This is a genomic window from Nitratireductor aquibiodomus NL21 = JCM 21793, assembly GCF_000615975.1.
GTDB classification, from domain to species: Bacteria; Pseudomonadota; Alphaproteobacteria; order Rhizobiales; family Rhizobiaceae; genus Nitratireductor; species Nitratireductor aquibiodomus.
Window position 1 is genome coordinate 27,082 of sequence record NZ_BAMP01000019.1, and the last position, 18,251, is coordinate 45,332.

At 62.7% G+C, this 18,251-nt stretch carries 12 protein-coding genes and 4 pseudogenes; 3 read left to right on the plus strand and 13 right to left on the minus strand.

The genetic code is table 11. The features are described 5' to 3' along the window. Nucleotides 1-2: 2 nt before the first annotated feature. Nucleotides 3-781 (plus strand): annotated as a pseudogene (locus JCM21793_RS24715) (TIGR02186 family protein). Between the two features lie 103 nt (nt 782-884). Here the strand turns inward: JCM21793_RS24715 and pdeM are convergent. The 9 genes and pseudogenes from pdeM to phnC form a co-directional block, all read right to left on the minus strand. After that, the gene (gene pdeM, locus JCM21793_RS07550; RefSeq protein ID WP_025029971.1) at nt 885-1,592 is read right to left on the minus strand and encodes a ligase-associated DNA damage response endonuclease PdeM; all 708 of its coding nucleotides are present in this window, start codon (nt 1,590-1,592) and stop codon (nt 885-887) included. After that, a complete protein-coding gene (locus tag JCM21793_RS07555) occupies nt 1,589-4,120 on the minus strand; it encodes a ligase-associated DNA damage response DEXH box helicase (RefSeq protein ID WP_025029972.1) in 2,532 nt (843 codons plus the stop codon). Before JCM21793_RS07555 ends, pdeM begins: the two co-directional genes overlap by 4 nt. Before the next feature lie 83 nt (nt 4,121-4,203). After that, nucleotides 4,204-4,836, minus strand: a complete 633-nt coding sequence (gene phnN, locus JCM21793_RS07560) for a phosphonate metabolism protein/1,5-bisphosphokinase (PRPP-forming) PhnN (RefSeq protein ID WP_025029973.1) — start codon at nt 4,834-4,836, stop codon at nt 4,204-4,206. After that, nucleotides 4,833-5,972: an alpha-D-ribose 1-methylphosphonate 5-triphosphate diphosphatase gene (locus JCM21793_RS07565; RefSeq protein WP_025029974.1), complete on the minus strand. Its 1,140-nt coding sequence runs from the start codon at nt 5,970-5,972 to the stop codon at nt 4,833-4,835. Before JCM21793_RS07565 ends, phnN begins: the two co-directional genes overlap by 4 nt. A 2-nt stretch (nt 5,973-5,974) precedes the next feature. Next, entirely contained in the window at nt 5,975-6,682 is a 708-nt protein-coding gene (locus JCM21793_RS07570) for a DUF1045 domain-containing protein (protein ID WP_025029975.1), read from the minus strand. 112 nt (nt 6,683-6,794) lie between these two features. Further along, entirely contained in the window at nt 6,795-8,342 is a 1,548-nt protein-coding gene (gene phnE, locus JCM21793_RS07575; protein WP_025029976.1) for a phosphonate ABC transporter, permease protein PhnE, read from the minus strand. Nucleotides 8,343-8,344: 2 nt separating this feature from the next. Continuing rightward, nucleotides 8,345-9,313 (minus strand): phosphonate ABC transporter, permease protein PhnE, encoded by a 969-nt coding sequence (gene phnE, locus JCM21793_RS07580; protein WP_025029977.1) that lies wholly within the window; start codon nt 9,311-9,313, stop codon nt 8,345-8,347. A 67-nt stretch (nt 9,314-9,380) separates the two neighbouring features. Beyond that, nucleotides 9,381-10,287: pseudogene (gene phnD, locus JCM21793_RS24720) on the minus strand (phosphonate ABC transporter substrate-binding protein). A gap of 87 nt (nt 10,288-10,374) precedes the next feature. After that, a complete protein-coding gene (gene phnC, locus JCM21793_RS07590) occupies nt 10,375-11,217 on the minus strand; it encodes a phosphonate ABC transporter ATP-binding protein (RefSeq protein ID WP_025029978.1) in 843 nt (280 codons plus the stop codon). A gap of 226 nt (nt 11,218-11,443) precedes the next feature. Here phnC and JCM21793_RS07595 point away from each other — a divergent pair, with 226 nt between their 5' ends. Next, nucleotides 11,444-11,851 (plus strand): GFA family protein, encoded by a 408-nt coding sequence (locus JCM21793_RS07595; RefSeq protein ID WP_025029979.1) that lies wholly within the window; start codon nt 11,444-11,446, stop codon nt 11,849-11,851. A gap of 12 nt (nt 11,852-11,863) precedes the next feature. Here the strand turns inward: JCM21793_RS07595 and JCM21793_RS07600 are convergent, their stop codons facing one another. Then, nucleotides 11,864-12,820 (minus strand): NAD(P)H-dependent flavin oxidoreductase, encoded by a 957-nt coding sequence (locus tag JCM21793_RS07600; protein WP_025029980.1) that lies wholly within the window; start codon nt 12,818-12,820, stop codon nt 11,864-11,866. Nucleotides 12,821-12,921: 101 nt separating this feature from the next. After that, a pseudogene (locus tag JCM21793_RS24725) lies at nt 12,922-14,063 on the minus strand (aminotransferase class I/II-fold pyridoxal phosphate-dependent enzyme). Between the two features lie 156 nt (nt 14,064-14,219). On the opposite strand from JCM21793_RS24725, the gene JCM21793_RS07610 reads away from it, so the two are divergent. After that, a complete protein-coding gene (locus JCM21793_RS07610) occupies nt 14,220-15,314 on the plus strand; it encodes a hypothetical protein (protein WP_025029981.1) in 1,095 nt (364 codons plus the stop codon). A gap of 216 nt (nt 15,315-15,530) precedes the next feature. Here the strand turns inward: JCM21793_RS07610 and JCM21793_RS07615 are convergent, their stop codons facing one another. Together JCM21793_RS07615 and JCM21793_RS24730 are read right to left on the minus strand one after the other, a co-directional pair. Continuing rightward, a complete protein-coding gene (locus JCM21793_RS07615; protein ID WP_025029982.1) occupies nt 15,531-17,129 on the minus strand; it encodes a cisplatin damage response ATP-dependent DNA ligase in 1,599 nt (532 codons plus the stop codon). After that, nucleotides 17,129-18,138 (minus strand): annotated as a pseudogene (locus tag JCM21793_RS24730) (ligase-associated DNA damage response exonuclease). Before JCM21793_RS24730 ends, JCM21793_RS07615 begins: the two are co-directional and overlap by 1 nt. Nucleotides 18,139-18,251: the final 113 nt, after the last annotated feature.

Sequence of the window (18,251 nt, forward strand, 5' to 3'; positions counted from 1 at the left end):
CGATGCGTTTTGTGATCTTGTCCACGCTTGCCCTTCTGGTGCCCGTGCTGGCCGCACGGGCGCAGGACCACATCCCGGAGAACATCCAGATCGGTCTGTCCACGGACGAGGTTTCAATCACCTCGGATTTCAGCGGCGCGGTACTCACCATTTTCGGCGCGCTCGACAATGCCGATCCACTGGTCTCCCGGCAGGGGCGCTACGACGTGATCGTGGTTCTGGAAGGGCCACCGCGTGCCGTAACGGTGCGCAAGAAAACCCGTGTCGCGGGCATGTGGATCAACACGGAGTCCCTCATCTTCGCGATGTGCCGGCGTCCTACTCCATGGCGCTGACGCGCGCGCCCCAGGACATCACCGCGCCGGATGGCTACCGGCGGCTCGCGCTTGGAGCGGACAACCTGCACCTGCAGCCGCTCGACGCCGATGGCGATCCGAAAACGATCGAGGAATTCACCCGTGCGCTGCGGGATCGCAAGGAGGCCGAGGGGCTTTACTCGACGCGGGCGGGCGCGGTGCGTTTTCTGTCGCAAAGCCTTTTCCGGGCGTCGCTGCGGCTCGCACCCAACGTTGCGGTTGGCACGCACAGGGCGCGCGCCTTTCTGTTCCGAAACGGCATGTTTCTGCGCGAGACTTCGGCGCAGCTCACCATCCGCAAGGCGGGGCTTGAGCAGCGCCTCTATCAGTTTGCCCATCAGAACAGCATGCTGTACGGCATTCTCGCGGTGCTGATCGCCATCGTGACAGGCTGGCTCGGGCGGCTGATTTTCCGCAAGGACTGATCCTGGCGCAATTCCAGGAAAAGTGGGTACGGTTTTCCGTTGGAAATTGCGCAATGATAACAAGACGGAGCGGAGCGACGTTTCCATGAAACAGTGCACCGCTCTAACGCAGCATGCTGCCGGCAATGGCGTAGATGCTTTGCCGTCCAAGCATGTAGGCCGCGAGCCTTTCACGCGCAAACAGACCGGTGAAAGCGCGGTCAAGCACATTGAGGGTGCCGGTCAGGCTGCCGAAGGCGGGCATGATCAGCCGCTCCCCGTCGGAGACGAAGCAGGCTCGCCGCACCGAGCGTCCGCGTCTTACGATGCGTGCTCCCGGATGCAGGTGCCCGGCGATCTCGCCGGGACCGGCGCCGCGCGCAGGCTCGTGGCGAAAGGTGAGGCCTTCAACGGCGATTTCCTGCGCGCAGCGGCCGGGAAGGTCCGGCGGCGGTGCAGGGTCATGATTGCCGGCAATCCAGTGCCAGTCACGCCTGCCGATGATCCGTACAAGGTGATCACGGAAGGCTGCCGGCATTTCGGCGGCTCCGTTTTCGTCATGAAAACTGTCGCCGAGGCTGATTATCATCTCGGGGCTGTAATCGGCGACAACGCTTTCGAGCCGCGTCAGCGTTGCGGCGGTGTCGTAGGGCGGCAGCATACGTCCACGCCTGGCGAAGGCTGCGCCTTTTTCCAGATGCAGGTCGGAGACGACCATAAGGCCCATCGCCGGAAAGAACAGCACACCGCGCCAGTCGCACACGGCCTCGTGACCGGCAATCCGGACCGTCAGTGCCGTGCTTGTCTCGGTTGCGGGTGCAAGGCTGTTCATGCCTCAAGAGCCTCCTGCATCAACTCTTCGCCGGAAAGCCGCGAAGCTTCACCGAGCAGTGCCTCGTTGGCGTCGCCGGCCACGGCTTCCTTGCCGATCTCCAGCATGATCGGCACAGCCAGCGGCGAAATGCGCTCCAGCGATTTATGCACGATTCGTCCCCGAATGCGCGACAGCATTTCGCCCAGTCTCCTGACATCGAGCAGCCCCTGCGCGGCGTCCGCCCATGTGGCCTGCATGAGAATGTGGTCGGGCTCATGGGCCCGCAAAACGTCGTAAATGAGGTCGGCGGAAACGGTCACCTGCCGACCGGTTTTCTCTTGTCCGGGGTGGCGTTTTTCGACGAGGCCGGAAATCAGCGCACAATTGCGGAAGGTGCGCTTTAAAAGCCAGCTATCGGCGATCCACGCTTCGAGGTCATCGCCCAGCATATCCTCGTCCATGAGCGCGGGCAGACTGAGCTTGCCGCTTTTCAGCATGGCGCTCATATCGTTGAGGCCCCATATGGCAATGGCATAGTCATTGGCGACAAAGCCGAGCGGATGTGCGCCGTCACGCTCGAGCCGGCGGGTCAGGAGCATGCCGAGCGTCTGGTGGGCGAGGCGTCCTTCGAACGGATAGAGCAACATGTAGAAGCGGTTGCCGCGCGGAAACGTTTCGACCAGAAGGTCTTCGCGGCGCGGCAGGACCGATTTGTCGCGTTGGATGGAGAGCCACTCGGCGACCTGCGGCGGCAATGTTTTCCAGCGCTTCGGGTCGGCCAACATGGCGCGCACCTCCGCCGCCAGATAGGTGGAGAGCGGAAACTTGCCGCCGGCATAATAGGGCACTTTGGCGTCCTCGCCGCCGCCCGCCGAAACGAGGCACTCATTCTCGCGGATACCCTCGAAGCGGAGCACGCGGCCGGAGAACAGGAAGGTGTCGCCCTGTGTGAGGGTTTCGAGGAAATACTCCTCCACCTTGCCCAGCACCGGTCCGCCGCGCGAGGCGCTGCCGCGTCCGCGCCTGACCATGCGGATGTTGAGCATGGGGGACTCGACGATGGTGCCGACATTCAGCCGGTACTGCTGGGCGATGCGCGGATTGGCGATGCGCCAGAGCCCGTCTTTCGTCTTGCGGATGCGGGCATAGCGTTCATAGGTCTTGAGCGCGTAGCCGCCGGTCGCCACGAAATCCACGATGCGGTCGAAGGTCGCCCGGTCGAGCCCGGCATAGGGGGCAGCACTCGCCACTTCGCCATAGAGCACATCGGCATCGAAGGGAGCGGCGCAGGCCGAGCCCAGCACATGCTGCGCCAGCACGTCGAGCGCGCCTTCCACCAGTGGCGGCGTGTCCTGTGCGCCCAGATAGTTCGCTTCAAGCGCTGCACGGCACTCCATCACCTCGAAGCGGTTTGCCGGCACGAGAATGGCGCGGCTCGGTTCATCCATGCGGTGGTTGGAGCGGCCTATGCGCTGCGCCAGCCGGCTTGCCCCCTTTGGTGCGCCCACATGCACGACCAGGTCCACATCGCCCCAGTCGATGCCGAGATCCAGCGTTGACGTGGCGACGATGGCCCGGAGGCTGTTGGTCTCCATCGCCTTTTCCACCTTGCGCCTTTGCCCGACATCGAGCGAGCCGTGGTGCAGCGCAATCGGCAGACTGTCTTCATTGGCGCGCCACAACTCGCGGAACAGGAGCTCGGCCTGGCTGCGCGTGTTGACGAAGAGCAGCGTGGTCCGATGCGCCTTGATCGCCTCATAGACTTTGGGGATGGCATAAAGCGCGGAGTGCCCTGCCCAGGGCACACGCTCCTCGGTTTCCAGAATGGTGATGTGTGGTTTCGCGCCACCCGACACGGTCACGATATCGGCCATGGCGCCGGGCCTGTCCTGCGGCACCAGCCAGCGGCGCAGCGCTTCGGGCTCTGCGACCGTCGCCGAAAGCCCGATGGTCTGCAACTCCGGTCGCAGGCGGCGCAGCCGCGCAAGGCCGAGCGAAAGCAGGTGCCCCCGCTTGGAGATCACCAGCGAATGCAATTCGTCGAACACCACGAATCTGAGGTCCGAGAAGAAGTGCTCCGCATCGGGCGAGGCGATCAGAAGCGCAAGCTGTTCGGGGGTCGTCAGCAGAATGTCGGGCGGAGCGTGCTTCTGCCGCTGGCGCTTGTGAGTGGGCGTATCGCCGGTGCGCGTTTCCATGGTCGCCGGCAGCTCCATCTCGGCCACCGGCATGTTCAGATTGCGCTGAATGTCGACGGCGAGCGCCTTGAGCGGAGAAATGTAAAGCGTGTGAACGCCACGGCGCGCTTCGCCGGGGCGGGGTTTTGGCCGGTCCGCCAGATCGGTGAGCGTTGGCAGAAAACCGGCGAGCGTCTTGCCGGCACCCGTCGGTGCGATCAGCAGCGCCGAGCGACCGGCCTGTGTGCGGGCGAGAAGCTCAAGCTGATGCGCGCGCGGCTGCCACCCACGCGTGGCGAACCATTCGCTGAAGGGCGCTGGCAGGAAAGGCGCGGCGATGCCGTCAATGGGGTGCGTCCGGTGTTCCAAGATGGGTTAGAACTAAACCAGAACAGAGAAAGCGCCAAGAGGGGCTGTCGGCATCAGCCAGGATATCTGAAACAGGGCGAGGATCAGACGCTGTCGCTCACCGCGCTCCAGGCGGTGGCACGGCGCAGAATGTCCTGAAACTTTTCACCCGCCTCTTCCAGCGTGCTGGAGTTGTCGATGATTGTTGCGTCTTCCACGGCGAGCTCCTTCGCGTGCGCCCGTTCGAGACGCGCCAGCACTTCCTCGCGGGTCTCGCGGCCACGGCTTGAAAGCCGCTCGGCAAGGACGTCGCGGGATGCGGTCACGATCACGGCGATGACATTGCCATAGCGTTCACGCAGGAGCGGGATGACGGCGCGGGAAACGTTGGCAACGGCCACATGGCCTTCACGCACAATGCCGTCCACGCTGGCGGGCAGGCCGTATTTCAGCCCGTTCGCTTCCCAGCTTACGGCGAATGCGCCTTTGCTTTCCGCCTCGTCAAAACTGGCGCGGGTGAGGCAGTCATGCGCCTCGCCGGCGCCGTCCATCTCGCGGGTGATGACACGGCGCACGAAGGTGACGTCGCTGTCCTGGGGCCCGAGCCGCTGGCGCGCATAGTCCATCACCGAATCCTTGCCGGCGCCCGAAGGGCCGGCCACGGCGATGAAAACGCCGTGTCGGATCGGGAAATCCTGCTCGTCGATGACGCGCTCCAGCGTGGCCGAGGACCTCATGCCACCCGCGCTCCCTCGCGCCAGACCGAGCGCACGATCGGCACATGCTCGTCCACCCGCACGCGGATCATGTCGGCACGGCGACCGACTTCAAGAATGCCGCGATCATCGAGACCGACGGCTTCTGCCGGGTTTTTCGAAACCATGGCGACGGCCTGCGGCAGCGAAATATGTTCTACCGTCTCGCCGAGGGCAAACGCGGCCTGAACAAGGCTGAACGGGATGTAATCCGACGACAGAATGTCGAGCGTCTTGCCTTCCGCCAGACTGCGCGCGGAGACATTGCCGGAATGCGATCCGCCACGCACCACGTTGGGCGCGCCCATCAAAACCTGCATGCCGGCCTCGCGGGAGGCTGTGGCGGCCTCCTGCGTGGTGGGGAACTCGGCGACGCGCACGCCCTGCGTCGCGGCTTCGTCCACATGCTCCATCGTGGCGTCGTCATGGCTCGCCAGAATGATGCCGTTGTCCCGGCAGATTTCGGCAATCGCGTTGCGATGCCTGCTCGAATAGGTCTGCGACTGGGTGATGCGCTTGTCGCAGAACTGGCGGAAATCCTCTTCCGTCATGCCGGTCTTGTTCATGTAGTAGACCTTGTAGGTCTCGATGCTGGTGAACTGGCGCTGGCCCGGCGAGTGGTCCATCAGTGAAGCGAGCTTCACGCGGCTGTCGTTTCTGAAAAGTTCGAAACCCTCCAGACAATCGGGCGCGGAGACCTCACACCGTAGATGCAGGAAGTGGTCGGCACGCAGGCGGCCGGCTTCCACGCTGTTTTCGATGGCGTGGCCAAGCTCGCGCATTTCCGGCGCGCCGAGGTTGCTGTCTTCATCGAGGCCGATGCGCAGCGCGTCGAACACGGTGGTAATGCCGGATGCCGCAATCTGTGCATCATGCGCGAGCACCGAGGCGATTGGGTTCCAGCGCACTTTCGGGCGTGGCGCGTAGTGGCGCTCCAGATGGTCCGTGTGCAGTTCGACAAGGCCCGGCAGGACGTAATCGCCATCCATATCCTCACCGACAGAGGCATTGCCTGTGGCAATGTCGACGATGCGCCCGTCACGGATCGAGATGCTGCCTTCGATCACCTCATCGGGCAGCACGATGCGGGCATTTTTGAGGACCAGTTCGTTCGTCATTATCAGGCAGTCTTTCTTGTCTTGTTCCAGCCGAGCGTCTGGAAGGATTTCACCTGGAACGGCGCGCCCGGCTCCGACTCGATGAACAGGGCCAGCGAGCCGATCTCCAGTGGTTCCGACAAAAGCGGCCCGAAGAAGGCATCGATGGCGCGTTCCATGCGGGGCGCCTCGGCCTGTGGCACGCGTCCGGTCAGGGTCATGTGAAAGCGGAATTCCTCGAACACGTAGGGATAGCCCCATTTGTGCAGATTCTTGAGCTGTCCGGGCGTGAGGTTCTCCGGGTTGCGCCGTTCAAGCTCATTGGCCGTCAGCGGCGCGCGGAAGGGTTCGAAGTTCTCCACGATGCTGCCCGCCAGCGCATCCAGCCGTTCAGACCGTTCTTCCGGCACGAGCGCGAAAAAACCGTCCAGCCTGCGCACCACCGCGCGCGGGATCGTCACCGGTTCCATCTGCGCGCAGAACTTTGTCAGCGCCTGGATCAGCGCCTGCTCGCTCTGGCCTTCGGCAAGCCGGAACGGGGCTTTCAGCGTCGCATGAAACCCGTAGCGGCGTGCCGCAGCCGTGTGAAACGAAATCTCCGCAGCCGAGAACGGCCCGGCCTCCACCGGGGTCAGCGGCATTCCGGTAAAGGCGTCGCGTCCCAGCCAGCGGGCGGCGGCCCGCGTCAGCGGGTCGTCTTGTTCGGGTGTGAAGTAGATTGCGTAGCGCATGAGCTTTTCCTCGCCGATTGCGGTGCAATAGGCGATTTGTGTGACAGGTTAACGAATCCCTCGAAAGGACCACAGAAGCTATCAGCCAATTTCCGCTGCGTCATCATCCACCTCATTGCCTGCCAATGAGGCGCTGGCGCAGCATGTTGGAAATATTGTCGAAGACGAAAACGACCATCAGGATGAGGAGCACCATGTAAGCCACGTTTTCCCAGTCCTGATTGGTGCGCATGGCCTCCCAGAGCTTGAGGCCGATGCCGCCTGCACCCACTGCACCGATGATGGTGGCCGAGCGCGTGTTGGACTCCCAGAAATACAGCGACTGGCTCAAAAACACCGGCAGAACCTGCGGCACGACGCCGTAGCGCTGGACCGAGGATGGGGCCGCACCGACAGAGCGCACGCCCTCGCGCTGCTTGTCGTCGATGTTTTCGAGCGCTTCGGAATAGAGCTTGCCGAAGGTGCCGGTGTCGGTGAAGAAGATCGCCGAAATGCCGGCCAGCGGCCCCGGCCCGAACGCCCGGGTGAAGAACAGCGCCCAGATCAGCATGTCCACCGAGCGCAGGAAGTCGAACGAGCGCTTCAAGAGATGGTTGATGAAACGGTTGGGCATGATGTTGCGCGCGGCCGCAAAGGCGAGCGGGAAGGCCAGAAGCGAGGCGAACACCGTGCCGGCAAACGCCATGACGATGGTCTGCAGCAGCTTCAGCCACACATCGCCATGTTGCCAGTCGGCATTGTTGACGATGTTGTCCCAGGCGACGGCCAGATTGGAGCGGCCTTCCTCTATGCGATCGCCGAACAAGATCGTGCCCAGAACCTGACCGGCCGACATGCCCCAGTAGGGAGATCGCGTATCGAAGAAGAAGTTCTCCCAACCGAGGAAGCGGCGACGTATCTTGACCTCATCGTCTTCGATCTCCGCACGGCCGGCAAAGCCGAAGCGCGCGATCACTTTGGAGCCGGGTGCGCGCTGGCTTGCCCAGTCGGGCAGGGGCCCGCGCGCATTGACCGCGATCTGCTCCTCGATGTCGAGTTCCAGCGTCTCGCCCTTGTGCGTGACGGTCACGAAGCCGGGCTGAACGCGGATATGCGTGTCGCCACCGAACGAAACATCGGCGCTCACAATGGCTTCTTCACGGGTCGCCACCGGTTCCGCCGGTGCGGTGTTCGCGGTCGGTGTTTCGGGTGGTGTGGAGGCAGATGGCATGGCACCAAGAAACCCACCGTCGTCTTTCGCAGCAGGCTTCGTGTCCAGCGACCCGAGGAAGCCGGCGCCGCTGGTTTGGCCGCTGCCGGCGCCCGCGGCTGCGCTGGTCGTTGCGCTGCGGCGTTCGACCGTCGCCGTCTCCGTCACCACCCAGTCCGGTTTCGGATCGTCGCCCAGTGGCGAGAAACGGGGGAAGGAAACATCCAGCGCATCGCCGTCATACTCGATGTCCGGGCGCACCTCGTAGGAAACCCAGTCTGCCAGATAGCTGCCCGCAATGTCCCAATTGCCGCCGGAGATCACCTGCCCCACGGCAAAGAGCCACCAGGCGAAGACCATGTAGAGCGCGACGGCAGCGATGATGAGCGCGGCGCGAAAGCGCTCCAGCAGCGGGCGCTGAAAAACATCCGTGTGACGCGCGACGATGGCGCTGGCTTCGGTCTCGGTCATGGTCAGCCTCCCCGGCCGAATTCGAATGCCTGCCTGCCGACGAGGCGACCGCGCAGCCAGGCCGAAAGCTGGTCGACCGCGACGATGGTGCAGAACAGGAGAAGAATGATGGCGAGCGTCTTGGCCTCATGCGTGCGGCTGATCGACAGGCGCAGCGCCTCGCCGATACCGCCACCACCGACCGCGCCGATGATGGTGGAGGCGCGCACATTGATCTCGAAACGCAGGAGCGCGTAGCTCAGGAAGTTGGGCATGACCTGCGGAACGATGGCGAACCAGACACGCTCCGTCCAGTTTGCACCAGCGGCACGCAGGCCTTCCTCGGCCTTCATGTCGGCGTTCTCGACCACCTCGAAGAACATTTTGCCAAGCGCGCCGATCGTATGGATCGAGACTGCGATGATCGCGGGCACGGCCCCGATGGACAGCACGGCCAGAAAGAAGCCGGCGATGACGATTTCGGGGAAGGCGCGCAGCAGCTCCATGAAACGGCGCACGAAGAACCGTAGCCAGCGCCGCGTCGTCAGGTTCGATGCTGCCAGAAAGCAAAGGACGAAGCCAAAGCCGAACCCGATCAGCGTGGAAACCAGCGCAATGTTGATGGTTTCCAGCATCTTGTAGAAATACTCGGGCAGATAGAACGTCTCGGTGAGATAGATCCGTCCATCGGGATAATTGTATTTCAGGCTGCCATCGTCATAGGGCGAGGGCAGGTCGAAAAGGGCGCGCCAGATTTCCCAGCCATCGCGCGGCAGCATCTGACCCACGAAATCGAACAGATAGGGCAGTCGGTCGAAGAACTTGCCGGCGTTCGATTCATTGGCAAACCAGAGCGAACCGCTCATGGCGAGAACCATGAACACGATGCCGCCAATGGTGTAGAGCCGGCGGCGTCCGGCCAGTTCGCGCCAGTGGCGCTCCACGGCCTGGCCGGCTTCGGAAAGAAGCGGGGAATGGGTCGTTGCTGTCATGTCTGGCACGCCTGTGCGACAACGCCGCCGGCACGGGCCGGCGGCGTGTCAGATTGCGGGAAAGGGATCAGGAACCGATCTTGGAGCGACGGGCGTCGATGATCGGCTCGTAGAATGCCGGCGTCACTTCGGTGTAGCCTTGTAGTCGCCGCCCTGGATGGCCGCGAAGCACTCCGGATCGGCTTCCGGCATTTCCATCATGAAGGTCTTGAACTTGTTCTTCATGTCGGCGTCCATGGAGGTGCGAACCACGACCGGACCGTTCGGGATCAGCGGGGACTTCCAGAGCTCAACCAGATCGTCCATGTCGAGAATACCCTTCTCGACCATCTTGTGCAGGTTGCCGGAGGTGTAGCCGTCGGAGAACTCGCCAACACCGGAAGCCCAGGTCGTGCCGGCGTCGAACGTGCCCTTCACCACTTCGAGAACCAGATTCTCGTGGCCGCCGCCGAAGCCGGTCTCGCCAAAGAACTCTTCAACAGAAGCGTTGATGGCCTTGGGGAGCGTGACGGCGGGTACGAGGTAGCCGGAGGTGGAATCCGGGTCGGCGAAGCCGAGCTTCTTGCCCTTCATGTCTTCCAGCGACTTGATGCCGGAATCCTTGCGGGCCACCATGACCGAGTGATAGCCGGTCGAACCGTCGGTCTGCACCGTTGTGAGGATCGGCTCAACGGCCTTCGGGTCTTCCAGATAGACCTTTGCATAGCCCGAAGCGCCGAGCTCGGCATAGTCGAGCGTGCCGCCGAGCAGGCCCTGGATCACGCCGTCATAGTCGGCAGCCGGGAACAGAGCGACCTTCTCGACGCCAGAACCTCAGGAAGCTTGTCGACCATGCAGGAGAAGTTGCGCAGGCGGTCGGCTTCGTTTTCGCCGCCGAGAATGCCGATGCGGAATTCCTTCAGGTCTTCGGCCTGTGCGCCCCCGACCATCATTGCGGTGAGCGCTACGGCGCCCATAAGAGCTTTCTTGAACATGACGTCTCTCCATTTGGGTGCCGGCTTTTCCCGCCGGCGGGTTTTCAGGCAGAGCGGCCCGTTACGCGGGCCAGGCGATCCCGTAGGTCAGACGGCGGCGAGCGCCGGTTGCGCCTGACCGATCGATTTCCTTGCCGGCTGCGGAGCCGGAACATTGATGCTGGTGGAGGTAATGGCTTCGGAAAGCTCCGCGCCTTCCTCGCCGCCATAAATGGTGCGCACCGCTTCGCTGGTCAGCGCCTCAGGCGGGCCGTCGAAAACCACCGCGCCCTTGGCCATGCCGATAATGCGGTTGCAATAGGCGCGCGCCGTGTCGAGCGTGTGCAGGTTGGTGATGACGGTGATGCCTTCGCGGGCGTTGATGTCGGCCAGCGAGTCCATAACCACCTTGGCGTTGAGCGGATCGAGCGAGGCGATCGGCTCGTCGGCGAGGATCACCTTCGGTTCCTGCATGAGAGCACGGGCAATCGCAACGCGCTGCTGCTGACCGCCGGAAAGGGTGCCAGCGCGCTGCAGCGCCGTCTGGGCGATGTCGAGGCGCTCCAGTGCGGCGATGGCGCGGATGCGCTCCTCGCGGGTGAACATGTTCATCAGGTTGAGAACGGTGGAACGATGGTTGAGGCGCCCGAGCAGGACGTTGGTCAGCACGTCGAGGCGCGGCACCAGATTGAACTGCTGGAAGATCATGGCGCAATCGCGCTGCCAACGGCGCAGCTCCGCGCCTTTAAGAGCCGATACCTCTTTGCCCTGAAATGAGATCGAGCCTTCGGACGGATCGATCAGCCGGTTGATCATGCGCAGAAGCGTCGATTTGCCGGCACCGGAGCGGCCAATGATGCCGACCATCTGGCCCTGTTCGATTTCCAGTTCCACGTCGCGCACGGCCGTGTTCTGTCCGAAGCGTCGGGTGACCTGTCGAATTTCAAGCATTTGCTGATCCCGTTAAGCGCCTTGTTGCGGCTCTCCCGCGGGCTTTCCGCCCTTGTTGCTCTTTCGCCTAATGGGTGTGGATGAAAACTGGATGTCGCCTGGATGACGGTTTTTTGACAGTACACAGCTCCTACAGACACGGGGTGGTACGCATCGAATGCGGTTCTCTGCCGGATGTGTTAAGGGGGCCTGCCGCTAAGGGGCGCTGTCTGGAGGGAAACAAACCATGAGTACGAAGCATTCCGGCAAGTGTCTGTGTGGCACGGTGAGATTTGAGATCTCAGGCACATTCGAGCGCTTTTATCTGTGTCACTGTTCACGATGCAGGAAAGGGTCGGGCTCCGCCCATGCGGCAAATCTGTTTTCGAGCGAGGCCGAGATCACCTGGCTTTCAGGCGAAGACTGTATCGAGAGTTATCGCGTGCCCGATGCGCGGCACAGGAGGAGCTTCTGCCGAACCTGTGGTTCAGCCCTGCCGAGGGCGGAGGCCGGTGGCGCGATGATTGTCGTTCCTGCTGGCAGCCTCGATACGCCCGTTGACGTGCGCCCCAATGCGCATATCTGTCTTTCCAGCCGGGCGAACTGGGATGACGGGCTGGATGAGGTAACCCGGCTGGACGGCCTGCCGGGGTGATGCGCGAAAGGGTTAGCGAGGGCCGCAGAGCCGATTCTTTGCCGCGGCATACTCGTCTGCAAGCCGGTCCACGAGCGCGCCTGCGCCGGTGATCTCGCTCACCGCACCGACACCCTGTCCGCTGCCCCAGATGTCGCGCCAGGCCTTTGCGTCGGCGCTGGCGAAATTCATCTTGGAGGGATCGGCTTCCGGCAGATTGTCAGGGTCCATGCCGGCTTTCACGATGGAGCCCTTCAGATAATTGCCGTGCACGCCGGTAAAGAGGTTGGAGTAGACGATATCGGCTGCGCGCGAAGAGACGATCATTTCCTTGTAGTCGCCCGGCGCACGCGCTTCGTGCGTGGCGATGAACGGCGAGCCGATATAGGCAAGATCCGCGCCCATCGCTTCGGCGGCGAGCACCGCACCGCCATTGGCAATGGCGCCCGAGAGAAGCAGCGGTCCGTCGAACCACTGCCGGATTTCCTGCACCAGCGCGAAGGGCGAGAGCGTGCCCGCATGACCGCCGGCACCGGTTGCCACGGCAATCAGTCCGTCAGCGCCCTTTTCGATCGCCTTGCGTGCATGGCGGTCGTGAATGATGTCGTGCAACACGATACCGCCATAGGAATGGACGGCCTGGTTCACTTCCTCGACCGCGCCGAGCGAGGTGATCACAATCGGCACCTTGTGGTCCACGCAGACCCTCAGATCGTGCTCCAGCCGGTCGTTGGAACGGTGAACGATCTGGTTGACCGCAAAGGGGGCGGAGGGGCGATCCGGGTTCTGTGCGTCATGCGCGGCCAGCTCTTCGGTGATCTGCGAAAGCCACTCGTCGAGCTGTTCCTTGGGGCGGGCGTTGAGCGCGGGAAACGAGCCCACCACGCCAGCCTTGCACTGCGCCACCACCAGCGGCGGATGCGAGATGATGAACAGAGGCGCGCCGACCACGGGCAAACGCAATGTGTCAAAAACGGCCGGAAGCGCCATGAGCAGTCCCCTTAATTGACGTATTCGTAAACGTCAAAGCTTCTACAGCATCTCACCCCGTATTGAAAACCTCCGGCCGCACATTTTGTGCCGATGCTTTCTCAGGCGGGCGCGATGTCGTTGTGCCGACGCGCGAGGAAATCCTTCATCGCCGCAAGCCCGGCTTCAATGCCCCTGCGTCCGAAGCCAACGCGAAAGCGTCCCGCTGGGGTCTCCATCAGCTCTGAACGGTAGACCGAGGCGGGCAACAGCAGAACGCCCGCCTGCTCCACGAGATCATGACAGAAACGCTCGACACCGTCCCGCCCGTTGTAGCGTGGATAGCAACGCAGCCGCCATCCGGGTGGCGCCAGTCGAACAGGTCCGGATACTCTGCGAAGAAAGTATCCATCTTCTCCAGATTCTCTGCGATAAGCGCGCGGTTGCGCGCGAGAATCCGGTCGCTCACCGAAAGCGCCATCACCGCCAGCCGTTCGCTTGGGGCGGAATTGCAGATGGAGAGATAGTGCTTGTAGCGCTCCAGCTTCTGCAACAGCGCGCTGTCGCGGCTGGCGATCCAGCCGATACGCAGGCCCGGCAGGCCATAGGCCTTGGACATGACGTTGAGGGAAACGCCCTTCTCATAGGCTTCCGCTGCCTGCGGCAGGCGCCCGGCCTCGTCGCGTTCGAGCAGGCGGTAGACCTCATCACTGAAAAGGTAGAGATCGTGCTCGCGGCAAAGCGCCACGAGGGCTGCGAAATCCTCCTGCGGCATCAGGGCGCCGGTCGGATTGTTGGGCAGGTTGACCGAGATGAGCTTCGTGTTGGGACGGATCGCGGCACGCACCGCATCGAGATCGAGCCGCCAGTTGTCGTTTTCCAGAAGCGGAACGCCGGTCACCGCGCACAGCCCCAGCGGCACGGTCTCCGCAGCCTGGTAGTTTGGAACGGAAACGATGGCGTGATCCCCGGGTGAAAGCATCACCCGCATGGCCGCATAAATGCCTTCCTCGGCACCGGCGAAGCAGAGGATGTCACGCGCGGAAAGACCGTCATATGTGGCGGCAATGGCCTCGCGCAGGTCCGGCGCGCCCCATGTTTCCGTGTAGCCGAGCCACAGCGCATCGAGATTTTCACGCGCGGAAGGCCCTGCCATCTGCGCCAGCTCGCCAAGCGTCATGCTCTCCATGTCGGAGGCGGTCATGTGATGCCGGGCGTTGAACTCCCAGCGGGAAAAGTGAACCTCGAGCGCGAAATCCCGCATTCTGAACTCCTTGGGGCATGATTGGGATGGACATTGAACCGGATTCCACGTGCCTGGGCGGGAGGAGCCGATTGTTCACACCTTGTTATGACCGTTGATTGCATACTCACCAAAGGTTAACCATGGGGCAATGACAGGCAAAGAGGGCAGCCAGCCTTGGACGCGATAGAAAATGCGATAAGAAAGGCGTTCGAAAAGGGCGACGCGAGCAAACGGCCCTTTCGTGAAAAGGTTTATCGTTCTGCCTTTGCCGCGCTGGAACGCACGCTCGAAGCGCGTGACGATCTTTCAGAAGACGCGAAGCTCGCCAGACGCGAGAATCTGAAGGATACCATAACGGAGATCGAGACGGAGTTTGTGCCCGCCGCGGCTTCTTCGTCTTCGCCGACGCAGAAGGTGGAGGTTCCTCCGGTTTCGCGGCCCGAACCTGACCAACGGAAAAACCCATCACCGCAGGTATCGCCGGAGTCGCGCCGTGCGCCGCGCCCGAAGGACGACAATGGCGATTTCGCACCACGGATTGACCCCCGTGACCGCGGCTTCACCCCCGATGAGCCCTCGCAGGAGGACGCAAAGCGTCGCATCCGAGCAGCCCTGCCTCGACAGCGCCGTCCCTACGCCATGCTTTTTCTGGTGGCGACCCTGGTGGCTTTCGCCGGCATGGGGCTCTGGTGGACCATGTCCAGTGGGATCCTGATGTCCGGCGATGAGCGCGACACCAGTGTGCGCAACCCTCCACTGGCTCTTGAGGAGGACAGCTATTCAGGCGGCGACGATGCGTCCTCGTCCGGATCACGCGGAAGCCGGGCGGCCGGCCAGTGGATCACGGTTTTCGACCCGGCCGACCCGACCAGTGTTTCGGCACCCGACGGTGGCAATATCGACGTGATGCGCAATGACGATCAGGTTTTCCTGCGCGTAAGCACCGCCGGCAGCGCCGGCATCTCCTTCGATGTCGGGCAGGGCGTTCTGGAGACACTTGCCGGACGGAACGCCATTTTCAGCATCGAGGCCCGGGCACAGGATGGCGAGGAAACGCAGCTCTCGCTTTCCTGCAATTTCGGAGCACTCGGCGGTTGCGGGCGCACCCGCTACGTGGTGGGGCCAACCCGCGCTGACTACCTCTTCGAAGTCGAGCTGCCCAATCAGTCGCCCAGTGGCGGCGGCACGATCACGATCATTCCCGATGCAACGGGCGAAGGGCATGCGCTTGATGTTTTCTCTATCCGCGCTGCCAGAGCCACGCGGTAGTCCTGGCCTCTACAGCGCCGCGCGTCTTATAAGACGCGCAAAGGACGCTGTAACACTTTCAAATGATGCATGTTCGTTGTCTTTCAAAAGAATTCATTTGAAAGCGACATGCATTAGAGCATCGGACCGAAAAGTGGGATCCGGTTTTCGGATTATTCCGATGCTCCATCAATCGTTTAGATCGTCCTTTGTGCGTCCGGGTGGACGCACGGCGATCTAGTCAGCGAGCATGGCCGTCAGCGTTTCAAGCCGGTCCGCCTCGGCTGCCGGCTTGTCCCAGCGCAGGCGGGAGATGCGCGGGAAGCGCATGGCGACGCCCGATTTGTGGCGGGTCGAGCGGTTCAACCCTTCAAAAGCGATTTCCAGAACGAGGCCGTGACCGCGTTCAGCGCGCACCGAGCGGACGGGGCCGAACCGTTCGATGGTGTTGTCGCGCACGTATTTGTCTATCTGCTTCAGTTCCTCGTCGGTGAAACCGAAATAAGCCTTGCCGACAGGCACCAGTTCGGGCGCCTCTTCCGGACCCTTCCACACGCCGAACGTATAGTCGGAGTAATAGCTTGACCGTTTGCCGTGGCCGCGTTGGGCATACATCAGCACAGCATCGACGGTAAACGGATCACGCTTCCATTTGAACCACGGCCCCTTCGGGCGACCCGGCACATAGGTGGAATCGCGCCGTTTCAGCATAACGCCTTCGATGACCGGGTGGGGCGGCGCGCGGCGCTTTTCCTCAAGCTCCTGCCAGTTTGAAAATGCGACCATGGGCGAGAGGTCGAACCGGTCCTGCGACAATGCCGGAAGCATCTTCTGCAGTGCTGCCCGGCGATCGGTGAAGGCAAGGGAACGCAGATCCTCGCCTTCGACCCGCAGAAGGTCGTAGCAGCGCAGGAAGACCGGGTATTCGGCCAGCATCTTTTTTGAAACCGTTTTGCGGTTCAGGCGCTGCTGCAGATCCGAGAATGTTCCGGTCCTGAATCTTGGATTTCCGACCAGAAGCTCTCCATCCAGGGAGATTTCAGCATCGAATTCCGCCAAAAGATCGGGAAATGCGCCAGAAACATCGTCGCCCGTGCGCGAATAAAGCCGTTTCACGCCGTCTTCGCAGATCGCCTGAACGCGGATGCCGTCCCATTTCCATTCGGCGGCATAGTCAGCCGGATTGAGTTTTTCGAGATCGCCGTCGCTAACCGGATGGGCAAGCATGACCGGACTGAAGAGCGCCTTGGCCGTGCTGACGGGTTTCTCGCTTGTGCCTTCAAGCCAGGCGAAGAGCGCTTCATAGGGTGGTTCGAGCCCGTGCCAGAGCTCTTCGATCTCGCCCACATCGCGGTCGCCGAAAATGGCCAGCGCCTGCTTTGCAAGCCGAGCGGAAACGCCGATTCGCAAACCGCCGGTCGCAAGCTTGATGAGCGCGAAACGGGCGGAAGGATCGAGCCGGTCGAGCAGGCCCGCGATGACGGAGGGTGCCTCGGCCCGTCCAAGCCTGGAGAGCGTTTCAACGATCTCCGAGAGCGGGGGTGGCCGGGTCCCGCCCTCAGCCGCGGATGGCCAGACAAGCGAGATGGTCTCGGCGAGATCGCCGACATAGTCATAGGAGTAAGCGAAAAGCACTTCGTCCATGCGCTCGCCGATCAGGGTGCGTAGCATGGCGGGCTTGACGGCGGGAAAGTCGAGCCCGCCGGTCAGCGCGGCCAGAGCGTAGCCACGGTCGGGATCGGGCACGGCGCGAAAATGATCCGTGAGAAGGCGGATCTTCCCGTTGCGCGACGGGGTCAGGACAAGGCGGTCGAGCAGATCTGCAAAGCGCTGCATCACTCGGCCTCGTCTTCATAGCCGACGAGATTGAGCGGGCGGGCCATGATGCCGTTCAGTTCACACCAGCGCACGATGGCCTCCTCGCGTCCGTGCGTCACCCAGACCTCGTTCGCTTCCGTTTCGCGGATGGTGGCGGTCAGCTCGTTCCAGTCGGCATGGTCGGAAAGGATCAAAGGCAGTTCGACACCGCGCTGCTTCGCGCGCTGGCGGATGCGCATCCAGCCGGAGGCGAAGACGTTGAGCGGGTCGGCGAAACGCCGCGTCCAGCGTTCACCGAACACGGATGGGGGCGCGACGACAACCCGGCCCGCGGCGCGGTCCTCGATGCCTTCATCGACCGTTGCGGGTTCAAGTTCGCCAAGATCGATGCCCTGCTCCTGGTAGTAGCGGCAGAGCTTTTCCAGCGCGCCGTGAATGAGGATGGGCGCTTCATGGCCGGCTGCCCGCAGGAGGCTGATGACGCGCTGGGCCTTGCCGAGCGAATAGGCGCCGAGGATGTGCGCGCGCTCGGGAAACTGCATCAGCGAGGCGGTCAGACGCCGTATTTCGCTCATGGGGTCGGGATGGACGAAAACCGGCAGGCCGAAGGTCGCTCGGTGATGAAGACGTCGCAGCGCACAGGCTCGAACGGTGCGCAGGTTGCATCGGGATGGCGCTTGTAATCGCCTGAAGCGACAATGCGCAGGCCATTCTTCTCGACCGCGATCTGTGCGGAACCGAGCACATGGCCCGCCGGGTGAAACGAGACGGTCACGCCATCCTGCTGAAGCGGCTCGCCATAGCCAATGGGCTGCCGGCTTGCCGCAAAGCCCGCACCGTAGCGCAGTTCCATGATATCGAGCGTCTCCCTCGTCGCCAGGACATGTCCATGTCCGGCGCGGGCGTGGTCCGCATGGCCATGCGTGATCATTGCCCGCTCCACCGGGCGCACGGGGTCGATGTAGAAATCGCCGGGCGGGCAATAAAGCCCCGCCGGACGGGGCTGGAGGAGGTTCTGCGGCTTCATGGTCTGAGAAGATAGGATATTTTTCCGGCAGAGAAAGACAGGCTTGTCAGGAGAGATTTCCGGGAGCATAAGCGCTCACCGCCCGCGCAAGGGCCCTCCCGGAACACACGCAC